The 22,616-nt window shown below is 63.3% G+C and carries 19 protein-coding genes and 1 pseudogene; 8 read left to right on the top strand and 12 right to left on the bottom strand.

The features are described 5' to 3' along the window. Positions 1 to 33: 33 nt before the first annotated feature. The 3 genes and pseudogenes from CK228_RS07875 to CK228_RS07865 form a co-directional block, all read right to left on the bottom strand. Complete coding sequence (locus tag CK228_RS07875) at positions 34 to 1,194, bottom strand: MFS transporter (RefSeq protein WP_095787443.1); 1,161 nt, start codon at positions 1,192 to 1,194, stop codon at positions 34 to 36. Between the two features lie 110 nt (positions 1,195 to 1,304). Then, positions 1,305 to 1,617: pseudogene (locus CK228_RS07870) on the bottom strand (MFS transporter); the annotation flags it as partial. Between the two features lie 59 nt (positions 1,618 to 1,676). Next, positions 1,677 to 3,584: a phospholipase D-like domain-containing protein gene (locus tag CK228_RS07865; RefSeq protein ID WP_095787442.1), complete on the bottom strand. Its 1,908-nt coding sequence runs from the start codon at positions 3,582 to 3,584 to the stop codon at positions 1,677 to 1,679. Positions 3,585 to 3,854: 270 nt separating this feature from the next. Between CK228_RS07865 and CK228_RS07860 the strand changes: the two genes are divergently transcribed. From CK228_RS07860 to CK228_RS07845, 4 genes are all read left to right on the top strand, one after another. Then, complete coding sequence (locus CK228_RS07860) at positions 3,855 to 5,432, top strand: trimethylamine methyltransferase family protein (protein ID WP_095787575.1); 1,578 nt, start codon at positions 3,855 to 3,857, stop codon at positions 5,430 to 5,432. A 135-nt stretch (positions 5,433 to 5,567) separates the two neighbouring features. Further along, a complete protein-coding gene (locus CK228_RS07855) occupies positions 5,568 to 6,053 on the top strand; it encodes a DUF559 domain-containing protein (protein ID WP_095787574.1) in 486 nt (161 codons plus the stop codon). Further along, positions 6,050 to 8,620 carry an FAD-dependent oxidoreductase gene (locus CK228_RS07850; RefSeq protein ID WP_095787441.1) on the top strand — a complete coding sequence of 857 codons (2,571 nt, stop codon included), beginning with the start codon at positions 6,050 to 6,052 and terminating at the stop codon, positions 8,618 to 8,620. Before CK228_RS07855 ends, CK228_RS07850 begins: the two co-directional genes overlap by 4 nt. 9 nt (positions 8,621 to 8,629) lie before the next feature. Beyond that, positions 8,630 to 9,985 (top strand): Xaa-Pro peptidase family protein, encoded by a 1,356-nt coding sequence (locus CK228_RS07845; protein WP_095787440.1) that lies wholly within the window; start codon positions 8,630 to 8,632, stop codon positions 9,983 to 9,985. On the opposite strand, the gene CK228_RS07840 is transcribed toward CK228_RS07845, so the two are convergent. Next, positions 9,950 to 10,777 carry a PhnD/SsuA/transferrin family substrate-binding protein gene (locus tag CK228_RS07840; protein WP_095787439.1) on the bottom strand — a complete coding sequence of 276 codons (828 nt, stop codon included), beginning with the start codon at positions 10,775 to 10,777 and terminating at the stop codon, positions 9,950 to 9,952. The two genes, CK228_RS07845 and CK228_RS07840, sit on opposite strands and share 36 nt — an antisense overlap. 93 nt (positions 10,778 to 10,870) lie before the next feature. Further along, on the bottom strand, positions 10,871 to 11,881 hold the full coding sequence (locus CK228_RS07835; RefSeq protein ID WP_179295838.1) for a fatty acid desaturase: 1,011 nt from the start codon (positions 11,879 to 11,881) through the stop codon (positions 10,871 to 10,873). Between the two features lie 230 nt (positions 11,882 to 12,111). Between CK228_RS07835 and CK228_RS07830 the strand changes: the two genes are divergently transcribed. Together CK228_RS07830 and bmt are read left to right on the top strand one after the other, a co-directional pair. After that, the gene (locus CK228_RS07830; RefSeq protein ID WP_095772939.1) at positions 12,112 to 12,969 is read left to right on the top strand and encodes a helix-turn-helix transcriptional regulator; all 858 of its coding nucleotides are present in this window, start codon (positions 12,112 to 12,114) and stop codon (positions 12,967 to 12,969) included. Positions 12,970 to 13,118: 149 nt separating this feature from the next. After that, a complete protein-coding gene (gene bmt, locus CK228_RS07825; protein WP_095772940.1) occupies positions 13,119 to 14,141 on the top strand; it encodes a betaine--homocysteine S-methyltransferase in 1,023 nt (340 codons plus the stop codon). Positions 14,142 to 14,150: 9 nt separating this feature from the next. On the opposite strand, the gene CK228_RS35205 is transcribed toward bmt, so the two are convergent. The 6 genes from CK228_RS35205 to CK228_RS07795 all read right to left on the bottom strand — a co-directional run bounded on the left by CK228_RS35205 (position 14,151) and on the right by CK228_RS07795 (position 20,716). Further along, positions 14,151 to 14,432, bottom strand: coding sequence for a hypothetical protein (locus CK228_RS35205; protein WP_095787438.1), 282 nt, complete (start codon positions 14,430 to 14,432; stop codon positions 14,151 to 14,153). A gap of 211 nt (positions 14,433 to 14,643) precedes the next feature. Continuing rightward, a complete protein-coding gene (locus CK228_RS07815) occupies positions 14,644 to 16,767 on the bottom strand; it encodes a VWA domain-containing protein (RefSeq protein ID WP_095787437.1) in 2,124 nt (707 codons plus the stop codon). 2 nt (positions 16,768 to 16,769) lie between these two features. Further along, the gene (locus tag CK228_RS07810) at positions 16,770 to 17,330 is read right to left on the bottom strand and encodes an RNA polymerase sigma factor (protein WP_095787572.1); all 561 of its coding nucleotides are present in this window, start codon (positions 17,328 to 17,330) and stop codon (positions 16,770 to 16,772) included. A 192-nt stretch (positions 17,331 to 17,522) separates the two neighbouring features. Further along, positions 17,523 to 18,260, bottom strand: a complete 738-nt coding sequence (locus CK228_RS07805) for a dienelactone hydrolase family protein (protein WP_095787571.1) — start codon at positions 18,258 to 18,260, stop codon at positions 17,523 to 17,525. 105 nt (positions 18,261 to 18,365) lie between these two features. After that, positions 18,366 to 19,052 (bottom strand): hypothetical protein, encoded by a 687-nt coding sequence (locus CK228_RS07800; protein ID WP_095787436.1) that lies wholly within the window; start codon positions 19,050 to 19,052, stop codon positions 18,366 to 18,368. Positions 19,053 to 19,141: 89 nt separating this feature from the next. After that, positions 19,142 to 20,716 carry a trimethylamine methyltransferase family protein gene (locus CK228_RS07795; protein WP_095773112.1) on the bottom strand — a complete coding sequence of 525 codons (1,575 nt, stop codon included), beginning with the start codon at positions 20,714 to 20,716 and terminating at the stop codon, positions 19,142 to 19,144. Between the two features lie 289 nt (positions 20,717 to 21,005). On the opposite strand from CK228_RS07795, the gene CK228_RS07790 reads away from it, so the two are divergent. After that, on the top strand, positions 21,006 to 21,704 hold the full coding sequence (locus CK228_RS07790; protein ID WP_032930649.1) for a B12-binding domain-containing protein: 699 nt from the start codon (positions 21,006 to 21,008) through the stop codon (positions 21,702 to 21,704). An 84-nt stretch (positions 21,705 to 21,788) separates the two neighbouring features. On the opposite strand, the gene CK228_RS07785 is transcribed toward CK228_RS07790, so the two are convergent. Beyond that, positions 21,789 to 21,926 carry an entericidin A/B family lipoprotein gene (locus CK228_RS07785; protein WP_019858698.1) on the bottom strand — a complete coding sequence of 46 codons (138 nt, stop codon included), beginning with the start codon at positions 21,924 to 21,926 and terminating at the stop codon, positions 21,789 to 21,791. A 54-nt stretch (positions 21,927 to 21,980) separates the two neighbouring features. Between CK228_RS07785 and CK228_RS07780 the strand changes: the two genes are divergently transcribed. Next, positions 21,981 to 22,610 (top strand): DUF1638 domain-containing protein, encoded by a 630-nt coding sequence (locus CK228_RS07780; RefSeq protein ID WP_095787435.1) that lies wholly within the window; start codon positions 21,981 to 21,983, stop codon positions 22,608 to 22,610. Positions 22,611 to 22,616: the final 6 nt, after the last annotated feature.

The raw sequence follows: 22,616 nt of genomic DNA, 5'->3' as shown, positions 1-22,616 counted from the left end.
CGCGTCCGATATTCAAGAGTTGCTGCCAAGGATTTAGGCCTTGCCGCGACCGGGGAGGCTCGCGACCGCCAGGGCCAGGCACATGAGGCAAAGCGTGATCGGCAGGCCTCTCGCGCCCAGTATATCCATGGCGCTGCCAGCCAGCGGCGGCACGGCTATGCCGCCGACGCCCCACATCAGCGAGAAGGCGGCGTTGGCGGCGACCAGGGTCGAGCCGGTGAAACGCTCGCCAAGCTCGATGATCGACATCGTGTAGATGCCATAGGAGACCGCGCCCCAGACGAAGATCATCGGCCAGATCAGCGGCGTTTCGATGAGAAGCGGCAGCAACACGCATCCGAGCACGGTCAAGGAAACACAGGCAAGCCGAACCAGGCGTGCGGTCAGCCTCTCCGCCAGCAGGCCGAGCGGCACCTGCATGGCAATGTTGCCGGCGATCATCATCGACAGCAGCGCCGACATGCGGGCTTCCGCGATACCATAGTGGTTACCATAGACCGGCAGCAAGGCCAGCGCCCCCTGTTCGAACCCCGCGGCCACGATGACCGCCAACAGAAGCAGCCAGGCCATCGGTACGAAGCCCAGAACGGAAACCCGATGCCCGGCCTCGTCCACCTTCGGCAGGCGCGGCAGCACCGACGCCAGGCACATGCCGCATAGCACGAAGGCGCAAATACCGACGAGGAAGGGCGGCCATCCCTGCGTACCGACGGCGAGCAGGCAGAGCGGGCCGGCCGCGAAGCCGGCCGAAATGATCGTCGAATAGACGCCCATGATGCGCCCGCGCCTGGCCGGCGGCGCAAGGGCAATTACCCAGATTTCGCTCAAGACATAGAGCGGATTGGTCACCACGCCGATCAGGAAGCGCAGCGGAAACCACAGATAGACATTCTGCGTCCAGCCGATCAGCGCCAGCACGACGGCCGAGAGCGCGGCGCAAGTAAGCGCCGTGCGGCCCGCCCCAAACCGCCGCGCCAGCCCCGGGATCAGCGGCGAAGAGACGATGAAGCCGATCGGCGTCATCGCAGCCGACAGGCCGATCATCGCCGGCGAGACGCCCTGGCGCTGCAGGATGAAGCTCAGCAGCGGATAGGACAGACCCTGCGCGATGGCGAACACCGAGACGGTCGCGATCACGCCGGTGATCGCCGCCCATTGCATTCCTTCGCCAGTTTTCGAATCCGCCGCGGCCATGGTCCTACCGTTGGTGCCCGGCAGGATTAACGGTTCGGCCAGACAGCCGAAAGCCCCGCCGGCGGAAAGCGCTTGCTCCAGCCAGATCCATGTCAGGAGGCTCGACGTTGCTAGGAGCGGTACAAGGCGAAGGCGACCAGTACCGCATCGAGACCGGCGATCACCACGGGCAGGCCCAGCGGGCCGATGCCTTGCATCAGCTGACCGGCACCCGGCGGGCAGACAATGCCGCCAACGCCCCACAGCAGGGCGAAGGCCGCATTGCCGGTGACGAGCAGCGTGCCCTTGAAGCGGCTGCCGAGTTCGACCAATGCCATCGTATATACGCTGTAGCCGACCGCGCGCATCACCAGCAACACCGCCCCAGATCAACGGCATGGTGAGCAGCAGCGCCGCGCAGATTGCCGTCGCCACCGCGCAGGCGCGGCTCTGGCCGAGCGGCCGCGGACTGGAATGAATGGCGGATCCCCGGCCCGGCGGCACTACGGGAAATAGCGGGCAATCGCGCCCTTCTTGCCGTCGGCGTATGGCTTCAACCACTTGTCGTCGATATTGAGCCCGTCGTCGTCGGAAGGCCCCTTGCCGATTGTCCTGCGCCAGGCGCGGAATTTGTAGTGGTCGAACACGTCAAGCATGTGCACGGCATAGGCGGCCGCGAAGGTCTTGTCGCCCTCGACGATCACCATGTTCTCGTCGTTCTCGTAGGACGCCTTGTAACCGAGATTGTGACTGCCGGTGATGACGGTGGCGTTGTCTTCCATCGGATCGATGATGACGATCTTGTCGTGCACGATCGCATGGCCGACGGTCAGCACCTCCGCCTGGAAGTCGCGGGCGATCGTGGCGCCGGTCAGGTTTGCCGCACGCACGATGGAGACGTTCGGCGCTTCCCAGACCTTCTCCGGATAGACGAACGGCGCCTTGCCGTCCTTGTTCGACTTGTGTGTGACCGCATCCTTGGTCGGCGCGACATAGTTGGGCATGGCGGTTTCGTCAGAGATCGCGCCCTGCACGATCAGGTTCGGATCGGCCTTGGCCGCCGCCACGGCCTGGTCGACGATCGAGTTGTCGCCGAGCAGCGAGGGATTGAACACCAGGAACAGCACCGCCCGCTTCGCCGCTTTGATGCGGGCAAACACATCCGCGAGGTCGACCGGCCGCACGGAGATGTCCTTCTTGTTGCGGTCAGGGTCGTTGGGCGAAAACCAGACCGTCATGCCGTCCAGCGCTGCGGTGGCGCCGTTGAGCGGATTGGGCATGTGGTTCTCCCCGCGGAACGGCACGCCTTGTGTCTGCGCGACACGACCGGCCGCACTTTCCGAGGCCGGGGGCGGAAAGACGTCGGCCTTCATGCGCTGCCAATAGGCGTCGAAGATCTCGGCCATCGCCGGATCGTCGCGGATGAAGGCGTTGTTGGACTGTCCGCAGATACCGGTCGACGTCCAGTTGGTGCTGCCGGTCATCACTGCTTGCGGCTTGCCGTGGGCATCGCGGTAGACGGCAAATTTGTTGTGGCCGATGTGGTTGTTGTTGAACAGGCGGTCCGTCACCACGACGCCCGCGTCATGCAGGCGCTTCCTGTATGGCGCATTGCCGGCATCCCAGGCCTTGGTCTCGTCGTCCCTGCCCGAATTGGAAAGGATGACCTCGACGGCGTCTTTGGCGGCGATGATGGCATCGCACAGCTCGTCGTCACCGAGTTCATAGAGCGCGAGCCTGACGGTGCCGCCTTCGGTCTTGGCCCGCGTCAGGAGGCTGGTCAGCACGTCGGGAACATCGCCATGCAGATAGGCCCGTATCTTGCTCGTCGGGTCCTGCAGCACTGCCCTGATCTTGTCGCGCTGCCCGACCTTGATGCCGGCCTCCTGCAGCGCATGCGACATCCATTGCGTCGACAGCACGCCATTGGTGAAGGCAACCCGCGCCTTGCCGAACATCTGACCCAGATAGATCGGCGGGCTGACCGCACCCTTGCCGAGATAACCGAGCGGGCGCGCCGTGCCGGTGTAGGCGGGTTTGCCGTCGACGATCTGATCAGGGCGCACCGGCACCGCATCGAGGCCTGGCTTCATGTCGCCGACCGGGCGCACCCGGTAGGCGATCATTTCGCCGTCCGGCCTGACGTCAATGCTGTCGCGCCGGCGCCGCACGGTGAGATCGCGCCAGAATGTCTTCTGCACCGGCCAGACGCCGGTATCCTGCGGGATCCAGTCCTTGTTCCTCTGCCCCTTGAAGGGCACCCAGGAGGCCAGGCAGCGCTCCTCGCCTGTACCGGGATAGAGGCGCACGATCTCGAAACCGAGGCAGCCCGGGATCATCCCGTCTATGTCCCAGGAAAGGAACGCGACTTCGTTGTTTGTCGCGGCACGCACTTTGACGACGTCAGGCATGGCTGTCCCTCCAGAGACACTCGGCGCGCAAGTATGTCAGAAGTAGCGAGTATGTCAGAAGTAAAAGACGATACTGTAACGTACGACCCGTCGATATCCATCGCGCTCGGCACTCGTCGGGCGCGACGCTGTGGACCGGGCAATGTCGCAGCCATGCGGCTGCCGTTCAGGCATGTCGCTTCCCTCGCCCTAGTGGTCGCCGCCTCCGCAATGGCTGGCGGGTCGCCGGTCCATTATGCCGGCCGCTATTCGCATCCTACGAGGACCATCATGACCGCCGCCCTAAACCCCTTGGAACCGGCTCTGGCACCCGACCGTGCCCGCCGTGGCGGCCGCGCCGGAAAGCGCGCTGGAGGCTCGGCCGCCTTCGAGCAACCGGCTTTCCGCCAGTTGAAAAACCCGCTGGCGCCGACCAGGCTGGTGTCGGAAGACGAGCTGGAATCGATCCACCTCGCTTCCTTGCGCGTACTGCGGGAAATCGGTGTCGACGTCCTGCACGACGAAGCCCGCCGCATCATGAAGGCGCATGGCGCCGATGTGCGCGAAGGCTCGGAGCGCGTACGCTTCGACAGCGACATGATCCTCGAACTCGTCTCGCACTGCCCGTCGGAATTCACCATCCATGCCCGCAACCCTGCGCATAATGTGCGCTTTGGCGGCGACAATCTGATCATCTCGATGATGGCGTCGGCGCCCAACTGCTCCGACATCGACCGCGGGCGACGGCCCGGCAACCAGCAGGACTACCGCAATTTCCTGCGCCTGGCGCAGATGCACAACATCCTGAATTGCACCGGCGGCTATCCGGTAGAACCGACCGACATCCATCCGTCGGTGCGCCACCTCGAATGCATCCGCGACCTCGCCACGCTGACCGACAAGGTGTTCCACATTTATTCGCTCGGCAAGGAGCGCAATGTCGACGGCATCGAGATCGCCAGGATCGCGCGCGGCATCAGCCACGAGCAATTGCTCGAGGAGCCGTCCGTCTTCACCATCATCAACACCAATTCGCCGCTCAAGCTCGACGTGCCGATGATGGAAGGCATCATCCAGATGTCGAGCAAGGGCCAGGTCGTTGTCGTCACGCCCTTCACCCTGTCGGGCGCCATGGCGCCGGTCACCATTGCCGGCGCGCTGGTGCAGCAGAATGCCGAGGCGCTGTCCGGCATCGCCTTTGCCCAGATGGTACGCAAGGGAGCACCCGTCGGCTATGGCGGCTTCACCTCCAATGTCGACATGAAGTCAGGCTCACCGGCCTTCGGCACGCCCGAATATATGAAGGCGCAGCTTGTCGGCGGCCAGCTTGCCCGCCGCTACAACATCCCCTACCGCACCTCCAACACCTGCGCCGCCAACACGGTCGACGCGCAGGCGGCCTATGAGAGCGTGTTCTCGCTATGGGGCGCCATCCAGGGCGGCGGCAATCTGATGATGCATGCCGCCGGCTGGCTCGAGGGCGGCCTGCGCTGCTCCTACGAGAAAACCATTCTCGACATCGACCTGTTGCAGATGGTGGCCGAATTCCTCACCCCGCTCGACCTGTCCGACGAGGCGCTCGGCTTCGACGCCATCCAGTCGGTCGGCCCCGGCGGCCATTTCTTCGGCACCCAGCACACGCAGGACCGCTACAAGACCGCCTTCTATTCGCCCATCATTTCCGACTGGCGCAATTTCGAGACCTGGGCGGAAGCCGGCTCGCCGACGGCGATCGAAAAGGCCAACAAGGTCTGGAAGGAACGACTGGCGTCCTATGAAGAGCCCTACATGGACCCGGCGATCCGCGAAGAACTCAACGACTTCGTCCAGAAGCGCACAGCCGAAGGCGGCGCGCCGACCGATTTTTGATCAATGTTGTTGATGAACAGTCGACCCCCACTCCGTCGAGCTGCGCTCGACACCTCTCCCCCGATCGACGGGGGAGAGGAAGGGCGCGAGCGTGCCGCGGATGGCTCCCTTCCTCTCCCTCCGGAGGGGGGAGAGGTGGCGCCGCGAAGCGGCGACGGAGTGGGGGAAGCCGCTGGTCAACCCCGCAGTCGCCGCAAGACAGGCACAACCCAGCGGGCGCGCAACCTCAGGCAAGCAGGCAATCAGGCGGAAGCATTGCTTTGGCTTGAACTGAAGGCGCGCAAGCTTGGCGGCTATCGCTTTACACGCCAGTTTTCCATCGGCCCCTTTTTTGCTGACGTCTGTTGCCGCGAGCGAAGGCTCGTCGTTGAGATTGACGGCTCGCAACACGCCGGCAGTTCACATGACCGCCGCCGCGACGACTTCATGCGCGGCCAAGGCTATTCGATCCTGCGTCTTTGGAACCATGACGTTCTGAAACATCGTACTTCCGTCTGTGAAGCCATTCTTGCCGCGCTTGACGGCAGGCTGGTCGAGGATACCACTGTCTCCGACCTCCGCTTCGTCTTCGCGCCGCGCTTATCCGATTCAATTTCTCTAAAAACGGACCTATCTTCATGAAATCCCATGCAAAAGCGGTTGTCATCGGCGGCGGTGTCGTCGGCTGCTCGGTGCTCTATCACCTGGCCAAGGCCGGCTGGACCGACATCATGCTGATCGAGCGCTCGGAGTTGACCTCCGGCTCGTCCTGGCACGCGGCGGGCGGCTTCCACACGCTGAACGGCGATCCCAACGTCGCCAAGCTGCAGGCCTACACGGTGCAACTCTACAAGGAGATCGAGGAAATCTCCGGCCAGTCCTGCTCGCTGCACCTGACCGGTGGCGTGATGATGGCCGACACGCCGGAACGCATGGACTTCCTGCGCCTTGCCCATGCCAAGGGGCGTTATCTCGGCATGGACACCGAGCTGATCACGCCGTCCGAAGCCAAGGCGATGTTCCCGCTGATGGACGAGAAGAACTTCGTCGGCGCCATGTGGGATCCGGTGGAAGGCCATCTCGACCCGTCCGGCACCACCATCGCCTACTCCAAGGCGGCGAAGAAACTCGGCGCCGAGATCGTGCTGCGCAATCGCGTCGTCGATCTCACGCAGCAGCCCGACGGCACCTGGAATGTCGTCACCGAACAGGGCACGGTCCACGCCGAGCATGTCGTCAATTGCGGCGGCCTGTGGGCGCGCGAGATCGGCCGCATGGTCGGCGTCGAGCTGCCCGTGCTGGCCATGGAGCACATGTACCTCCTCACCGAGCCGATGCCGGAGGTCGAGGAGTTCAACAAGTCGACGGGCCGCGAAATGATCGGCGTGCTCGACTTCAAGGGCGAGATCTACACACGCCAGGAGCGCAACGGCATCCTGCTCGGCACCTATGAAAAAGCCTGCAAGCCGTGGTCGCCGATCAACACGCCGTGGGATTTCGGCCACGAATTGCTGCCGCCCGACCTCGACCGCATCGCGCCGTCGCTGGAGATCGGCTTCAAGCACTTCCCCGGCATCGAGAAGGCCGGCATCAAGCAGATCATCAACGGGCCGTTCACCTTCGCGCTCGACGGCAACCCGCTGGTCGGTCCGGTGCAGGGCCTGACCAATTTCTGGTGCGCCTGCGCTGTCATGGCCGGTTTCAGCCAGGGCGGCGGCGTCGGTCTCGCACTGTCGAACTGGATGGTCCATGGCGATCCGGGCTTCGACGTCTGGGGCATGGATGTCGCCCGCTTCGGCGAATGGGCAGGCCTGCGCTACACCAACGCCAAGGTGCGCGAAAACTATTCGCGCCGCTTCTCCATCCGTTTCCCCAACGAGGAGCTGCCGGCCGCGCGGCCGGCCCAGACGACGCCGCTCTACGACACGATGCTCGCCAACAACGCCGTCATGGGCGACTCCTGGGGTCTTGAAACCCCGCTCTGGTTCGCGCCGAAGGGCAAGGAACCGAAGGACATCGTCTCCTTCCATCGCTCCAACGATTTTGGGCCCATCGGCGAGGAAGTGCGCGCCACGCGTGAGCGCGTCGGCGTCACCGAAATCGCCAACTTCGCCAAATACGAAGTGTCGGGACCGGGCGCGGAAGAGTTCCTCAACCGGCTGATGACCAACCGCATGCCGAAGACCGGCCGCATCGTGCTCACCCCGATGATCAACGAATTCGGCAAGCTGATCGGCGACTTCACCATCGCCAAGGCCGGCGAAGACCGCTTCATGATCTGGGGTTCGTCGGCGGCGCAGAAATACCACATGCGCTGGTTCGAGAAGCACCTGCCGAAGGACGGTTCGGTGCGCATCCACCGTTTCGACCAGACGCTTGTCGGCCTGTCGATCGCAGGGCCGAAATCCCGTGACCTCTTGCAGAAGCTGGTCGACGTCGACATCTCGACGAAAGCCTTCCGCTTCATGGACTTCCGCGAGATGGCGGTCGGCGGCGCTCCCTGCATGGTCAACCGCATCACCTATACCGGCGATCTCGGCTACGAGATCTGGATGGCGCCGGCCTATCAGCGGCTGGTGTACAAGGCGATCAAGGACGCCGGCGAGGAGTTCGGCCTGGTCGATTTCGGCATGCGCGCTTTGCTGTCGATGCGCCTGGAAAAGAACTTCCCGACCTGGTTCCGCGAGTTGCGGCCGATCTACGGTCCGTTCGAAGGGTCGATGGATCGCTTCATCAAGCTGGAGAAGAACGACTTCATCGGCCGCGAAGCCGCTGCCAAGGAACAGGCGGAAGGCCCGAAACTGCGTCGCGTCTCCTTCATCGTCGATGCGGCGGACGCCGATGTGATGGGCGACGAGCCGATCTGGGCCAAGGTCAGCAAGGACTACGGCACGGTGGAAAAGCCGCATGGCTATGGCGCGCCGCGCTTCGATGACAAGGGCAAGGAAGTGCGCGGCTCCAACGCCGCCGAAGGCGCTTCCGCCGTGCGCGGCATCGTCGATGGCGGCTGGCGCGTGGTCGGCTGGATCACGTCGGGCGGCTATGCCCACTACGTCCAGAAGTCGATGGCGCAGGGCTACGTTCCGGCGGCACTGGCCGAGGACGAAAGTGCCGGCCTTTTCGAGATCGAGATCCTCGGACACCGCCGCCCGGCGCGAATCAATGTCGAAGCGCCTTTCGACCCGAGCGGCGAGAAGATGCGGACCTGAGGTTCGACGATGGACAGCGCGGCGCCAAAGGGCAGCTTCGGCCGCCATCGCAAGATCATGCCGTTCGAGCCCGGCTCGATCGAGGCGCTGCGCGAAGCCTCCCGCCAGAAGGCGGCGTCTCTCAACCAGCATGTGCTGGGCTATGGCGCGCAGGCGGAAGCTGAATGGGCAGCGGCAGGGATTGCCGCGCCCGACCTGCCGGCGATGCGCCAATACCGGCTGGAGCGCATCCGCGCCGAGCTGAAGCGCCGCGACTATGCCGGCGCCCTTCTCTACGATCCCGTCAACATCCGCTACGCCACCGACAGCACCAATATGCAGCTGTGGGTGGCGCACAACCCGACTCGGCATTGTTTCGTCGCCACCGAGGGTCCGGTGGTGCTGTTCGACTATTTCTCCTGCGAGCACCTGTCCGACCATTCCGGCGTCGTCGACGAGGTGCGTCCGGCCGTGTCGTGGATGTATCTCTATGGCGGCGAACTGACAGAGCAGAAAGTCCGCCGCTGGGCCGCCGGCATTGCCGATCTGGTCAGGGAACATGGCGGCGGCAACAGCCGCATCGCGGTTGATCACATCAATCCGGAAGGCGCCGAGGAACTCGCCCGTCTCGGCATCTCCATCGGCAATGGCGAAGCGGTGATGGAGAATGCCCGGCTGATCAAATCACCGGACGAAATCCTCGCCATGCGCCGCGCCATCGTTGCCTGCGAGGCGGCGATGGGCGAGATGAAACAGGCTCTGCAGCCCGGCATTTCCGAGAACGAGTTGTGGGCCGAACTGCACCGCGGCAACATTGCGCGCGGCGGCGAATGGATCGAGACGCGGCTGCTGGCGTCCGGCCCGCGCACCAATCCGTGGTTCCAGGAGTGCTCGTCGCGCATCATCGAGGCCGGCGACCTCGTCGCCTTCGACACCGACCTGATCGGCCCCTACGGCTTCTGCGCCGACCTGTCGCGCACCTGGCTGTGCGGCGATACAAAGCCGACCAACGAACAGCGCGACCTGTTCCGCATCGCCGCTGACCAGATCACCCACAATACCGAATTGATGCGGCCGGGCATCTCGTTTCGTGACCTTGTCGAACACTCGGCCGTGCCGCCTGGAGACTGCTTCCCGACCCGTTACGGCGTGCTCTATCACGGCGTCGGCCTGGCCGACGAATACCCGACGCTGCCACATGCCAGCGACTGGACGCCGGACACGCCGGACGGCATGCTCGAACCGGGCATGGTGCTGTGCGTCGAAAGCTATATCGGCAGGCTTGGCGGGCGCGAAGGCGTCAAGATCGAGGAGCAGATCCTGATCACCGAGACCGGCAACGAGCAGCTTTCAACCTACCCGCTGGATGTGAGGCTGCTCGGCTAACCCAGTCAAGGCTTCACGCATTGCCCGGACGGTCTTTTCCGGCGTCGTCCTGGCAGTGATGAAGGGCAGGCCCTTGCGCCGTGCGGTCCAGCCGACGATCACAACCTTACGTGCCGCCGGTTCGAAACGCTGCGCCAGCGCCCAGCTCTCGCAGTCGATCGCGGCGACATCTGCCCTGCCCTCGGCAACAGTGACGATCGAAGCGCGATGACCGCCGCTTTCGCTGCGCGAGGAAAAGATAGCGAGGCTTTCGCCGGCCGCCTGCAGATCGCGCGTCAGGCCGAGAGTGCCCGACATCGAATCCAGGCTGTTGAAGGTGAAGCGTTTGCCGCGGAGCAGGTCGAGCGGCAGCACGGCCTTGCCATCCGCGGGCGATCGCGCCTCCGGCCCCTCGCCTGTCCGCATCACCAGCGCGCTGGAATAAAGTTCGCCCTGCCCGCCTTCATAGGCGTCATAGCTTGGCTGGCTGACCACTTGCACATGGCTCGACAGGCCGAGTTCCATCGGCCCCCAGCAGGTCTGCGCGAACAGCAGCGCCGGATGTAGCCAGAGCATATGATAATCGAGTTCATCCGGTGGCGATGTCGCTGGATCCGGCGCGATCAGGACCCCCTGGGCATCGTGGATGCCGCCCGGCACCGGCGGCAGATCGCCATTGCGACGCACGATGGTTTGCGGTGCGTCGATGCCCTTTTGCCGGAAGGCATCGCGCAGCAGCGCCCACTGCGCATCGACCTCGCCGCGCACTTCGGGCCAATCGTACATCGGCAGGGCCGCAATCGATTCACTCATGCCGATATCAAATCATCATGTCTGTAGAAAGGATCGCAAAAACGCGGCGTCCAATCAGAATTGGCCGACACAGAACCCGAGGGATGCCCCGGATTATTCCTTGGGCGGCTCGGCGGGCACCGGCGCGGTGCCGAGGCCATTGATGTTGCGCGCCCGGATACGCGGCTTGAACGCCCGGCCGTGCTCGGGCGCACGCCGCAGCACCGGATGCACGATCGGCTCTTTCGCCTTGAAGGCATAGGCTTTGATCAGCGCGAAATAATTCGGATAGGCATAGCCGTTGTTCATCCGCAGCCATTCGTCGCGACGCTCGCGAAACAGTTTCGGCAGCTTGTACCAGGCCACCGTAGGCGTCTTGTGATGGACGAAGTGCAGATTGTTGTTGAGGAACAGGAACGACAGCGGCGAGCGCTCGATGATCACCGTGCGGCCTTCCGGATGCTCGGACCACTGATGCTCGGCAAAGGTGCGGATCGCGATCAGCGACTGGCCGAGCCAGACCGGCGCCAGAATGTAGAGCCACAGCGGAATGCCGAAGCCAAACTGCACGATCGGCGCCACGATGGCGAGGCCGATCGCATGCAGCAGCCAAGCCTTGCGGATCGCCTTGTCGCCGGCCATCATCTGCTTGAAATCGTCGATGAAGAAGCCGATGCAGGACAGCCAGGGGCCAAGGAAGAAACGGCCGACCATGGTGTTGTTGATCTTGAGCAGGAACTTCATCGTCGGCGGCAAATCGTCATGCTGCCACAGCGCCTGGTAATAGCTTTCCGGATCGTCGAGCGGATCGGTCAGCCGCTCGTCGGCATGGTGGCGCAAATGCAATGTCTTGAAGCGGCGGAACGGCCAGACCAGGCCGATCGGCAGGTAGACGAAGGCCTCGTTGATCAACGCGCTGCGCGTCGGATGGCCATGCAGCACTTCGTGCATGATCGACGACTGCAGTGCCAGGATGAAGCCAAGGAGAGCGAGCGCGAGGATGGGATAGGACGGCCAGAGCAGGAAACCGGTGGCAAGCCATGTTCCGTAGCAGAAGAAAGCGAGAACCACTGTCGGCCACTCGATGGCCGGTGCGTTGCGTCGCTTGATGCTCTTGCCTGTCATGCTATCGACCACTGCCCCTCAGTCGTCGGAACCCCAACTGGTTCCTGACAGCATAGTGTCAGGAGAAACGATTCCACTCAACGCGACAAAGTATACAAAATGTTGCGATTGCGCATTTTTGACCGCACATGTTACACATTGTAAACAACCTTAGGGATTCATTTACGCCTGAGACGCCTCACCAGGCTGCCTTGACGCAAATTTTTCCTCAAGACTCGGAGAAGCGGACGATGGACAAACGCGATCTGTCAGCAATTTTCCGGGAGCGTCTGAAGCTGCTCCTGACACGCTCGGACCTCAACCAGTCGGCCTTCGCGTCAGCGGTCGGCATCGACCGGTCGGCACTGTCGCAGCTGATGTCAGGTGCCTCGACGCGCCTGCCGCGTGCCGAAACGCTGCTCAACATCGCCGCCGAATTCAAGGTGTCGCTGGACTGGCTGCTGGGCCTCAGCCAGGACGAAGGCGTCACCGGCGAAATCCGCGAAAGCCTGGAGATCGAGGAAGCGCCCGATGGTTTCGACCGCACGCTGCTCGCCAAATGGTTCGCCGAGGCAGCGGGCACCAAGATCCGCTACGTGCCCGCGGGCATTCCCGATCTGCTGCGAACCCGCGCGCTGGTCGACTACGAAGCCAACATCACCAACAGGAGCCGGCTGGCGCAGGCCAGCGAGACGCAATACCGCATCGAATACAACCGCCGCCCGGAAACCGACATGGAAGTCTGCATGCCGCGCCACACGCTGGAGATTTTCGCGCGCGGCCTCGGTGTGTGGGATCGCTTTCCCGAGGCCGACCGCCGGCAGCAGCTCGCCCATATGGCGACGCTGCTCGACGATCTCTATCCGACCTTCCGCCTGTTTCTCTATGACGGCCGCATGCGCTATTCGATCCCGCTCACCATCTTCGGCCCCTATCGCGCCGCCATCTATGTCGGCGACATGTATGTCGTGCTGAACGCCACCCAGCCGGTCCAGGCACTGACCCAGCATTTCGACAATCTGATCCGTGCCGCCGACGTCAATCCGCACGAGGCAGCAAGCTTCGCCCGCAATCTGGCCGGCATGTCGTTCCCGTCAGGCTCTGTCTGATCGACGGCAATCATGGTCATTCGAATGCTGGACCCCGACACGGTCGAAGGCCACGCCATTGGCATTGCCGAAGGTCGCCACAAATCATTGACTAGACATAAAGACTTCTTTATATCCTTATTCGAATTTGAAACACGAAAGCCAATCCGATGACCACCACCAATCCGATCGATGCCCTGCTGGCTGAAAAGGGCGTGCTGCTGGCCGATGGCGCCACCGGCACCAACCTGTTCGCGATGGGTCTGGAGGCCGGCGAGGCACCCGAACTGCTGAACGAGACGGCGCCCGGCACCATCACCAGCCTGCACCAGAATTTCGTCGATGCCGGCGCAGACATCATCCTGACCAACTCCTTCGGCGGCACCCGCCACCGGCTGAAACTCCACCATGCGCAGGACCGCGTGCATGCACTCAACAAGCGCGCCGCCGAGATTGCCCGCGCCGTCGCCGACAAGGCCGGCCGCAAGGTGATCGTTGCCGGCTCCGTCGGCCCGACCGGCGAATTGCTGGTGCCGCTTGGCGCCATGACCTATGACGAGGCGGTCGACGCCTTCGCCGAGCAGATCGAGGGTCTCAAGGAAGGCGGCGCCGAAGTCGCCTGGATCGAGACCATGTCGGCGCCCGACGAGATACGCGCCGCCGCCGAAGCCGCCATCCGTGTCGGCCTCCCCTACACCTATACCGGCTCCTTCGACACCGCCGGCCGCACCATGATGGGCCTGCTGCCGAAAGACATCCATGGCGTCGCCGACGGGCTGTCGGAAGCACCGCTCGGCGTTGGCGCCAATTGCGGCGTCGGCGCCTCGGACATCCTGGCCTCGCTGCTCGACATGACTGAGGCGAAGCCGCGGGCGACGGTGATCGTCAAGGGCAATTGCGGCATTCCGGAATTCCGCGGCACCGAGATCCATTACTCCGGCACGCCGGAACTGATGGCCGACTATGTTCGCCTCGCCGTCGATGCCGGCGCCAAGATTGTCGGCGGTTGCTGCGGCACGTCGTTCCAGCACCTCGCCGCCATGCGCAAGGCGCTCGATGGCCACACCAAGGCCAGCCGCCCGACGGTCGAGACGATCGTCGAGCGCATCGGTCCGATGCGCAACAAGGTGGCAACGCAAAACACCGCCGAGACCAGCGAAGCGCGCCGCGAGCGTCGCCGCAGCCGAGCCTGAGGATTTCGATTATTCGCTGTTGTCGGCGTAGCTCGACTGCGCCGACTTGAAATCGACGGCATTGTCGCCGCGCATCGTCATCAGCGCGCCGGACGAAGCCGGATCGGTGATCTGTTCCAGCATGGCGCGGAAGCGGTCGTTGGTCAGCGCCGACATGGCGGTGTGACGGGCCTGCGCGACATCGTCGCTGATGCGTTTGGATTCGGCTGATGGTCCGGGCGAAGCCGTCGATGTTTGTGCTGGAATCTCTCGCGCCGGCGGCAACGAGTTGGCGATGGTGGTGATCTGCAATTGCGGCTCCCTCAAGCCCGAAGGCCAGTCCTGAATAATGGACCCGGGTTGCGATCCTCTACCGGAAATAACGCGCAATTTAACGACCTCGGAAAATCCGAAAAAAAGGCCGGCAAGGGAATGAACCCCTCGCCGGCCTGCCTCACCCGCCCGTGGGCCGGTTTCCCCTGTCAGAACGATCCCACCTGAAGGAAACCGGCCGTCATCGCCACTACCGGTTACCGCCCAGCGCCGAGGCAAGGCGCACAAGCGAGAGGAACTCGGACCTGTACCCAAACGGGTCGGCTCCTCGGGCGGCAGTGGCAATCTCCATGATCTTGTCGTAGCCGAACTTCGCGGTCGCATCCTCGTCGCGCAGCTTCTGGCCGAAGGCGGCGACCGCGACGGAGAAACGCTGGTCGGTGCTGGCCTGGTCGAAGGACGCCACCTCGTTGGCCGATGTCACCGGCGTGGTGATCAGCTTCGAGACGTCCTCGCTGGGCAGCTTGTAACGGATCTTGACGAAGGCATATTCATCCGCATTGGCGACGCCGCCATTGTTGACCGTGGCCTGGCCATAACGCAGCGGATCGATCTGCTCGCCACCACTGCCCTTCGGGGTGATCTCATAGATCGCGGTGACCGAATGGCCCGAGCCGATATCGCCGGCATCGACGCGGTCATTGTTGAAGTCCTCGCGGTTGAGCGCCCGGGTCTCGTAGCCGATCAGGCGGTATTCCGAGACCTTGTTGGGGTTGAACTCGACCTGGATCTTCACGTCCTTGGCGATCGGGAACAGCGTCGAGGAGGCATCCTCGACCAGTACCTTCTCCGCCTCGGCCAGTGTGTCGATATAGGCGGCGGTGCCGTTGCCGTTCTGGGCGATGGTCTGCATCATCTGGTCGTTCAGATTGTCGTGGCCGAAGCCGAACACCGACAGGAAGACACCGCTCTTGCGCTCCTGCTCGATCAGGCGCTTGAGATCATCGTCGTCGCTCTGTCCAACATTGAAGTCGCCATCGGTGGCCAGCATCACCCGGTTGACGCCGTCCTTGACGAAGGATTGCTGGGCAAGCTTGTAGGCTTCCTTGATGCCGGCCTCGCCGGCCGTCGAACCGCCGGGCGTGAGATTGTCGATGGCGTTCAGGATCTTGTCCTTCTCGGCAGCCCTGGTCGGCATCAGCACGGTGCCGGCCTCACCGGCATAGGTGACGATCGAGATCGTGTCGTCGGCCCTGAGCTTGCTGACCAGCAGCCGGAATGCCGACTTGAGCAGCGGCAGCTTGTCCGGCTCGTCCATCGAGCCCGAGACGTCGATCAGGAAGACCAGATTGGCCTTCGGCTGCTCGGTCGGCTTGATGTCGAAGCCCTTGATGGCGACATGCATCAGCTTGGTGTGACCATTCCACGGCGTCGGCATGACGCTGACGGTCGAATTGAACGGCGTCGACGCCGAGTCCGGCCCCTTCCAGTCATAGGGGAAGTAGTTGATCATCTCCTCGACACGGACGGTGTCGGCCTGCGGCACGGCCCCTTCCTTCAGCGAACGGCGCACGAAGGAATAGGAGGCGGTGTCGACATCGATCGAGAAGGTCGAGACGGGGTCTTCCAGTGCCGCATGCACCGGATTGGTCTTGAAATCCTGGACGCGATTGCGGTTTTCCTCTTGCGGCGCGATCTGATCCGCCGGCGCCATGGCAGGCTGCTGCGGGGCCATCAGCTTGGACTCGGGAGCAGCTCGCGAGGCACTGCCCTCGAGCGCGAATTCGCCGGTTGGCGCCGGCGCTGGCGGTGCAATTTCGCTCAGCACGCCTCGTCCGAGCGCTTTCTGCTGCTGCGCTGTGCCGCCGGCAACGGTCGATTCGGATTTAGGCGGCGAAGCCGGCGCGACGAGCGCATCGCTGGCGTCGCGGCTTTCGACATCCGCGTCGGCCTTCTTGTCCTTGGCCGGCTCGGTGGCTGCAAGCGGCTGGTTGATCTCCGGCTTCGCCTGCTTCGGCTCGGCCGGCTTCAGCGTCGCCGGCTTGTCGGCCAGCGTTTCGGTGATCTTTTCGTCGCCGCCGAATTTGGCCGGCTGTTCCCTCAGCAGATGGAAAGTGGCGTATCCTGCGATCGGCAGGGCGACGAGCCCGGCAAGGGCCGGCGTGGCGATGAGTTTCTTTTGCATGATCTCGCTCCAGAGCTTTTGTGCTCGCTCTGTGAGACGAAGGCCGCCGACCGATCCTTGGGTGACGGCAGAAATAATTTCCTCATCATAGGCGCGCAAGGCGGCTTCGAAGGCGCGCGCCTTCGCGCTCTCACCCGGCGCCGGTGCCGCGATATCGCGCAGTCTGTTGAGTTCGTTGTCGTCGACCATGGTCACACTTCCCCGGCCGAGCGCATCAGCGTCTTCAGCCGTTTCTTCGCTTCATGGATGTGCCAGGAAACCGTCGTCTCCGAGATCGCCATCGCCTCGGCAGCGGCCGCATGGCTCAAGCCCTCGCAATAGACCAGCAGCACGGCGTCGCGCTGCTTGTCCGGAAGCTGCCGCACGGCGGCCCACAGCGCCTCGGCCGGATCCTCGCTCTCGGCCGGGGCCTCGCCCGAAATCAGCGCATGGACACCATAGGCCTCGGTCTTCACGGTCTCGCGGGTGGTCTTGCGCATCATATCGCGCGCCGCGTTCATCGTCACGGAATAGAGCCATGTCGTGAAGGCACCTCCACCGCGATAGTCGCGGATCGCCTTGCCGAGCCGGACGCAGACTTCCTGGGCGATGTCTTCGGCATCGGCCTTCTTGCCGCACCAGCGATAGGCGGCGCGATAGACGAAGTCGTAGTGGCGCTCCAGCAATGTGCCGAAGGCCCCCCTGTCTCCGCCCTTCGCCCGCCCGATCAGTTCGGCGTCGGAGGCTTCGCTCTCATCCAGCATCATCGCCATCATTTGCCTGTTGGACGAAGGCTAATGGCTAATCCTTGGGATGATGGAAAGATTTTTTTGGCAAGCGCCCTCCTCCTTCACCCCGTTCACGGGAGAAGGTGCCCGGCAGGGCGGATGAGGAGCGGCGCCAACTCTCGAAGGTTCGTGCTGGAGTGCCCGAAATTGGAGCTTATCCCAAGCAGGCAGACCCCCCTATCCCAGCGTCTCCGCAAACAGCGTGATCAGCCTCTGCCAATGCCGTTCGGCGCCGGCCTGGTTGTAGACGCTGTGGTCCGGCACGCACCAGCCATGCGCCATGCCGACATAGTTCTCGATGGCGTGGTCGACTTCGGCATTGCGCAGCGCCTCCTCCAGCCGTGTCGACTGCTCCGGCGGGAAACTCCTGTCGATCCCCGCCATGCCGACATAGACACGCGCCTTGATGGATGCCGCTTTGCGGTGCGGGCTGTCGGCGACATCGCTGGCGAGATTGCCGCCATGGAAACTCGCGGCGGCCCTGATCCTGTCCGGGTAGGCCGCGGCCGCATTGAGCGCCCGCGCGCCGCCCATGCAATAACCCACGGTGCCGATCGGACCGGTGACGCCTTCCTCGGCGAGCGCATCGAGAAAGGCTTCGCCGTCACTGATGGTCATCTGCTGCGTCGTGCCGGTGACCAGCGCCATCAGCGCTGCCTTGGTGCTTTCCTCGGTGAAGGCGGTCTTGGCGTCGAACGGACCATAGGGCGCGTTGCGATGGAAGAGGTCCGGCACCAGCACCGCGTAACCCTCGCCTGCCAGCCGCTCGGCCATGCCGTCGAGCGCCGGACGCGGACCGAAGGCGTCCTGGTAGAGAATGACGCCGGACTTGGCGGAGGGCGTCTTGGCCGAACGGAACAGGCCCGCTTTCGCCACGCCGTCACGGGTCTTGATCCTGAGATCCTGCTTCGCCATTGCGCGCTCCATTTGTCGGATGCGCGATACATATCCACGCGGCCTGCCACGGCAAGGCATTCCTTGAAAGTACCCGTCAACATTTCGTGCAGGATCGCGGGACGATCACAGGCCGGCGAATGCCGCCATGTGGAAGGCCTGGATATCAGACGGATAGCGATATTCCGTGCCATAGGGACAGGCATTGCGGTCGAGGCAGCCGCCGCTCCGGCACGGTTCGCCATTCCCTCCCCGCACATGCGCCAGGCAGGCCTGATAGGCGAAGCCTTTCGTGGAATAGGCATCGACCGGACAGGATTTCAGGCAAGGTTTCTCAACACAGGCATCGCAGAGATGCGCTGCCGCGCCCTGCCCCGGAAGCGCGATCTCGTCCTCGAACAGCAAAGCGCCGCGATAGGCATGCCAAAGCCCGTATTGCGGATGCATCAGAATGCCGAGCGGCGACGGTTTTAGCCCCTCGGCCCGGACAGCCCATTGCTGGAACGGCAGATAGGGCTTGTCGGAGGGAGAAACGGCGCGCGCGCCGAATGCCTCCGCCACATCGCCGATGACCTGCCGCGACCAGCTGTCGAGCGGATCGGCGATTGTCGAGCGCTGCTGCTCCCGCCAGCGCAGGAAATGCGGCCAGGGTGCCGCACCCGCCTGCCCCACCAGCAGCACGGATTTCGCCGGCGCGCCCGAGGCGCTATGAGGGGCATCCTCATCACCGGGGAAAAAGAAGCCGCCACGCAGGATGAGGCCGTTGACGCCGAGCGCGGCCGTGATCTCTTCGACCATGCCGCGGGCAATCATCCCTTGTTGTCCGGATCGGAGAAGGCGCTCCGCCAGACTTCCTTGTGGATGATGTTGGCGACTTTAGCCCCGCCTGACTCGGGCTCCTTTCAAGTGAAGGCGTCGGGCATCGACCCCTTCTTCTTGGCGATGAACTCCTTCAGGGCTTCGTCGATGCTTGGATCGAGATGCGGCGCCTCGTAGCTCTCCAGCCAGCGGCGGGCGAGTTCATTGGCGCGCTGCGGCGCGGTTTTCTCGCCTTCGGCCAGCCACTGTTCGTAGGAATTGTTGTCGGCGATGCTGGAGCGATAGAACGCCGTCTGGAAATTGGCCTGCGTGTGGTCGCAGCCGAGATAGTGGCTGCCTGGGCCGACCTGGCGGATGGCGTCCATCGCCTGGCCGTTCTCCGACAGGTCGACGCCTTCGGAGAATTTCTGCTGCATGCCGAGCTGATCGATGTCCATCATGAATTTTTCATAGCAGGACGCCAGCCCGCCCTCGAGCCAGCCGGCCGAGTGGAGGACGAAGTTGGTGCCGGCAAGGATCGTCGAGTTCAGCGTGTTGGCGCTTTCATAGGCCGCCTGCGCATCCGGAACCTTGGACGCGCACAGCGAACCGCCGGTGCGGAACGGCAGGCCGAGGCGGCGTGCGAGCTGTGCGGCGCCATAGGACACCAGCGACGGCTCCGGCGTACCGAAGGTCGGCGCTCCCGACTGCATCGAGATCGACGAGGCGAAAGTGCCGAACAGCACCGGCGCGCCCGGCCGGATGAGCTGCGTGAACGATGCGCCGGCCAGCACTTCGGCCAGAACCTGCGTCAACGTGCCGGCGACCGTCACCGGGCTCATCGCGCCGGCAAGGATGAACGGCGTGACGATGCAGGCCTGGTTATGGCGCGAATAAACCTTCAGCGCGCCCAGCATGGTTTCGTCGAACACCATCGGCGAGTTGGCGTTGATCAGGCTGGTCAGCACCGTGTTGTTCTCGACGAAATCGTCGCCGAACACGAGCTTGGCCATGGCGACGGTGTCCTCGGCGCGTTCCGGCGCGGTCACCGAGCCCATGAACGGTTTGTCCGAGTATTTTATGTGCGAATAGATCATGTCGAGGTGGCGCTTGTTGACCGGCACGTCGACCGGCTCGCACACCGTGCCGCCCGAATGGTGGATCGACGGCGCCATGTAAGCGAGCTTCACGAAATTCTGGAAATCCTCGATCGTCGCGTAGCGCCTGACACCATCAAGGTCGCGCACGAAGGGCGGGCCATAGACCGGCGCAAAGACGGTAGCATTGCCGCCGATCTGCACCGAGCGCTCGGAATTGCGGGCATGCTGGGTATAGACGGACGGCGCGGTCTTCAGCAGCGAACGGCAAAGCCCCTTCGGGAAATGCACACGCTCGCCCTGGACGTCGGCGCCGGCCTCTTTCCACAGCTGCAACGCTTCGGCGTCATCGCGAAAGATGATGCCGATCTCTTCGAGCACCGTATCGGTGTTCTTCTCGATCAGCGCGAGGCCTTCCTCGTCAAGCACCTCATAGATGTTGATCTTGCGCTTGATGTAGGTGAGTTGGGTGCCGGGTCCGCCGCCGGAACGCGCGGCGCGCCTTGCCGCCGCTCCGCCGCTCGCGCCGCGCCCACGCCGCGCGTTTGACGCTTCCTGGTCGACTGCCGCGTGTTCACTCATGATCGCTCTTCCCTGAATATGGCCTGGCCTGACGATGGCCGGTCCGTAGCCGTTCTGGCCGCATGGCGCGGCTTTCGCCGGATCGTAGCCAAGCACCCTATTCGAAACGGCCCGTCCGCGCCAACGCCTGTCGCAAAATCGACAAGAAAACCAATAGATTTTCCAGTCGCTTTCCTTTTGCGGGAAGTCGCAAATCAGCTATGGATAGCCGCCCGTTGCGGGTTAGGTATGAACGCTAATATTTTGTGCCTTGCGACACAGTCGCGATGCCGTGAGGAGCTGGATAAAAATGTCCGACGACGAGATCATCCTTTCTGAACTTTCCGACGACGAGTTGGTGCAGCAGATGCACGACGACCTTTATGACGGGTTGAAGGAAGAGATCGAGGAAGGCACGCGCATTCTGCTCGAGCGCGGCTGGGCGCCCTATAAGGTGCTCACCGAGGCGCTGGTCGAAGGCATGCGCATCGTCGGCGAGGATTTTCGCGACGGCATCCTGTTCGTTCCCGAGGTGCTGCTGTCCGCCAACGCCATGAAGGCCGGGATGTTCATCCTGCGTCCGCTGCTCGCCGCCACCGGCGCGCCGAAACAGGGCAAGATGGTGATCGGCACCGTCAAGGGCGACATCCACGACATCGGCAAGAACCTCGTCGGCATGATGATGGAAGGTGCCGGCTTCGACGTCATCGACCTCGGCATCAACAATGCGGTCGAGAAATATCTCGATGCGATCGAGCAGCATCAGCCCGACATCATCGGCATGTCGGCGCTTTTGACCACGACCATGCCCTACATGAAGGTCGTCATCGACACGATGAAGGAAAAGGGCATTCGCGACGACTATGTCGTGCTGGTCGGCGGCGCGCCGCTCAATGAGGAATTCGGCAAGGCCGTCGGCGCCGACGCCTATTGCCGCGATGCCGCGGTGGCGGTCGAGACCGCCAAGGACTTCATGAAGCGCAAGCACAATGTCCGCGCTTCGGCCTGACCCAAGGCATCAGGATGACCGATAAGAAAAGCCGCGCCTTGCAGCGCGGCTTTTTTGTTCCCAGATGATGGGAAAGGCTGCCGATCAGTTGGCGACAGTGTCCTTGACTGCCCTTGCGGTCGATTTGACATCCTTGCCGACACCCCGAATGGTGTTGGCGCAGGCGGTGAGTGCAAGTGCGCAGGCAAGGATGGCTATCGGCGCGATGCGTAGCAGTTTCATGGATGGTGTCTCCCTCGACAGATAAATTAGCCCCGCAGCGAAAGCCTGATCGACTTGGTCAAGACGCAAAAAACGAAACCGAATCAAACAGACAGGTTGCTTGTCATCGCCTGTGGGATGATTGCGCGTGAGGTATTGGCCGTCAAGGAACAGCTCGGGCTGGATCACCTGGAACTGACCTGCCTGCCGGCAGAGTTTCATTTTTATCCCGACCGCATCGCACCCGCCATGGACAAGGCGATCGAGAAGGCCAAGACGGAGGGGTACGCGCACATCTTCGTCGGCTATGCCGATTGCGGCACCGGTGGCCTGCTCGACCGCGTCATCGAGAAGCATGGCGTCGAGCGCATGGCCGGCCCGCACTGCTTCGCCTTCTATCAAGGCATGGAAGCCTACGCGAAGATCGCCGACGACGACATGATGTCCTTCTATATGACGGACTTCCTGTGCCGTCAGTTCGATTCCTTCTTCATGAAGCCGCTCGGCCTCGACAAGCACCCGGAGCTGATCAAGGACTATTTCGGCAATTACGAGAAGCTAGTCTATCTCGCCCAGACCGACGATCCGGAACTCGACAAGGTCGCGGAAAAGGCCGCCGCCCTGCTCGGCCTCGCCTATGAGCGGCGCGCGACCGGCTATGGCGATCTGACGGCGGACTTGGCGCAGGCGGCGAAGGTCGCCTGAGCGCAA

It is taken from the genome of Mesorhizobium sp. WSM4312 (assembly GCF_002294875.1).
GTDB lineage: Bacteria > Pseudomonadota > Alphaproteobacteria > Rhizobiales > Rhizobiaceae > Mesorhizobium.
This window is presented reverse-complemented; position numbering and strand designations above follow the sequence as displayed.

Excerpts from the sequence above, each read along its gene's own strand:
- CK228_RS07875 (WP_095787443.1), bottom strand. The coding sequence starts at position 1,194 with ATGGCCGCGGCGGATTCGAAAACTGGCGAAGGAATGCAATGGGCGGCG.
- CK228_RS07865 (WP_095787442.1), bottom strand. The coding sequence starts at position 3,584 with ATGCCTGACGTCGTCAAAGTGCGTGCCGCGACAAACAACGAAGTCGCG.
- CK228_RS07860 (WP_095787575.1), top strand. The coding sequence starts at position 3,855 with ATGACCGCCGCCCTAAACCCCTTGGAACCGGCTCTGGCACCCGACCGT.
- CK228_RS07850 (WP_095787441.1), top strand. The coding sequence starts at position 6,050 with ATGAAATCCCATGCAAAAGCGGTTGTCATCGGCGGCGGTGTCGTCGGC.
- CK228_RS07845 (WP_095787440.1), top strand. The coding sequence starts at position 8,630 with ATGGACAGCGCGGCGCCAAAGGGCAGCTTCGGCCGCCATCGCAAGATC.
- CK228_RS07840 (WP_095787439.1), bottom strand. The coding sequence starts at position 10,777 with ATGAGTGAATCGATTGCGGCCCTGCCGATGTACGATTGGCCCGAAGTG.
- CK228_RS07835 (WP_179295838.1), bottom strand. The coding sequence starts at position 11,881 with ATGACAGGCAAGAGCATCAAGCGACGCAACGCACCGGCCATCGAGTGG.
- CK228_RS07830 (WP_095772939.1), top strand. The coding sequence starts at position 12,112 with ATGGACAAACGCGATCTGTCAGCAATTTTCCGGGAGCGTCTGAAGCTG.
- bmt (WP_095772940.1), top strand. The coding sequence starts at position 13,119 with ATGACCACCACCAATCCGATCGATGCCCTGCTGGCTGAAAAGGGCGTG.
- CK228_RS07815 (WP_095787437.1), bottom strand. The coding sequence starts at position 16,767 with ATGGTCGACGACAACGAACTCAACAGACTGCGCGATATCGCGGCACCG.
- CK228_RS07810 (WP_095787572.1), bottom strand. The coding sequence starts at position 17,330 with ATGGCGATGATGCTGGATGAGAGCGAAGCCTCCGACGCCGAACTGATC.
- CK228_RS07805 (WP_095787571.1), bottom strand. The coding sequence starts at position 18,260 with ATGGCGAAGCAGGATCTCAGGATCAAGACCCGTGACGGCGTGGCGAAA.
- CK228_RS07800 (WP_095787436.1), bottom strand. The coding sequence starts at position 19,052 with ATGATTGCCCGCGGCATGGTCGAAGAGATCACGGCCGCGCTCGGCGTC.
- CK228_RS07795 (WP_095773112.1), bottom strand. The coding sequence starts at position 20,716 with ATGAGTGAACACGCGGCAGTCGACCAGGAAGCGTCAAACGCGCGGCGT.
- CK228_RS07790 (WP_032930649.1), top strand. The coding sequence starts at position 21,006 with ATGTCCGACGACGAGATCATCCTTTCTGAACTTTCCGACGACGAGTTG.
- CK228_RS07785 (WP_019858698.1), bottom strand. The coding sequence starts at position 21,926 with ATGAAACTGCTACGCATCGCGCCGATAGCCATCCTTGCCTGCGCACTT.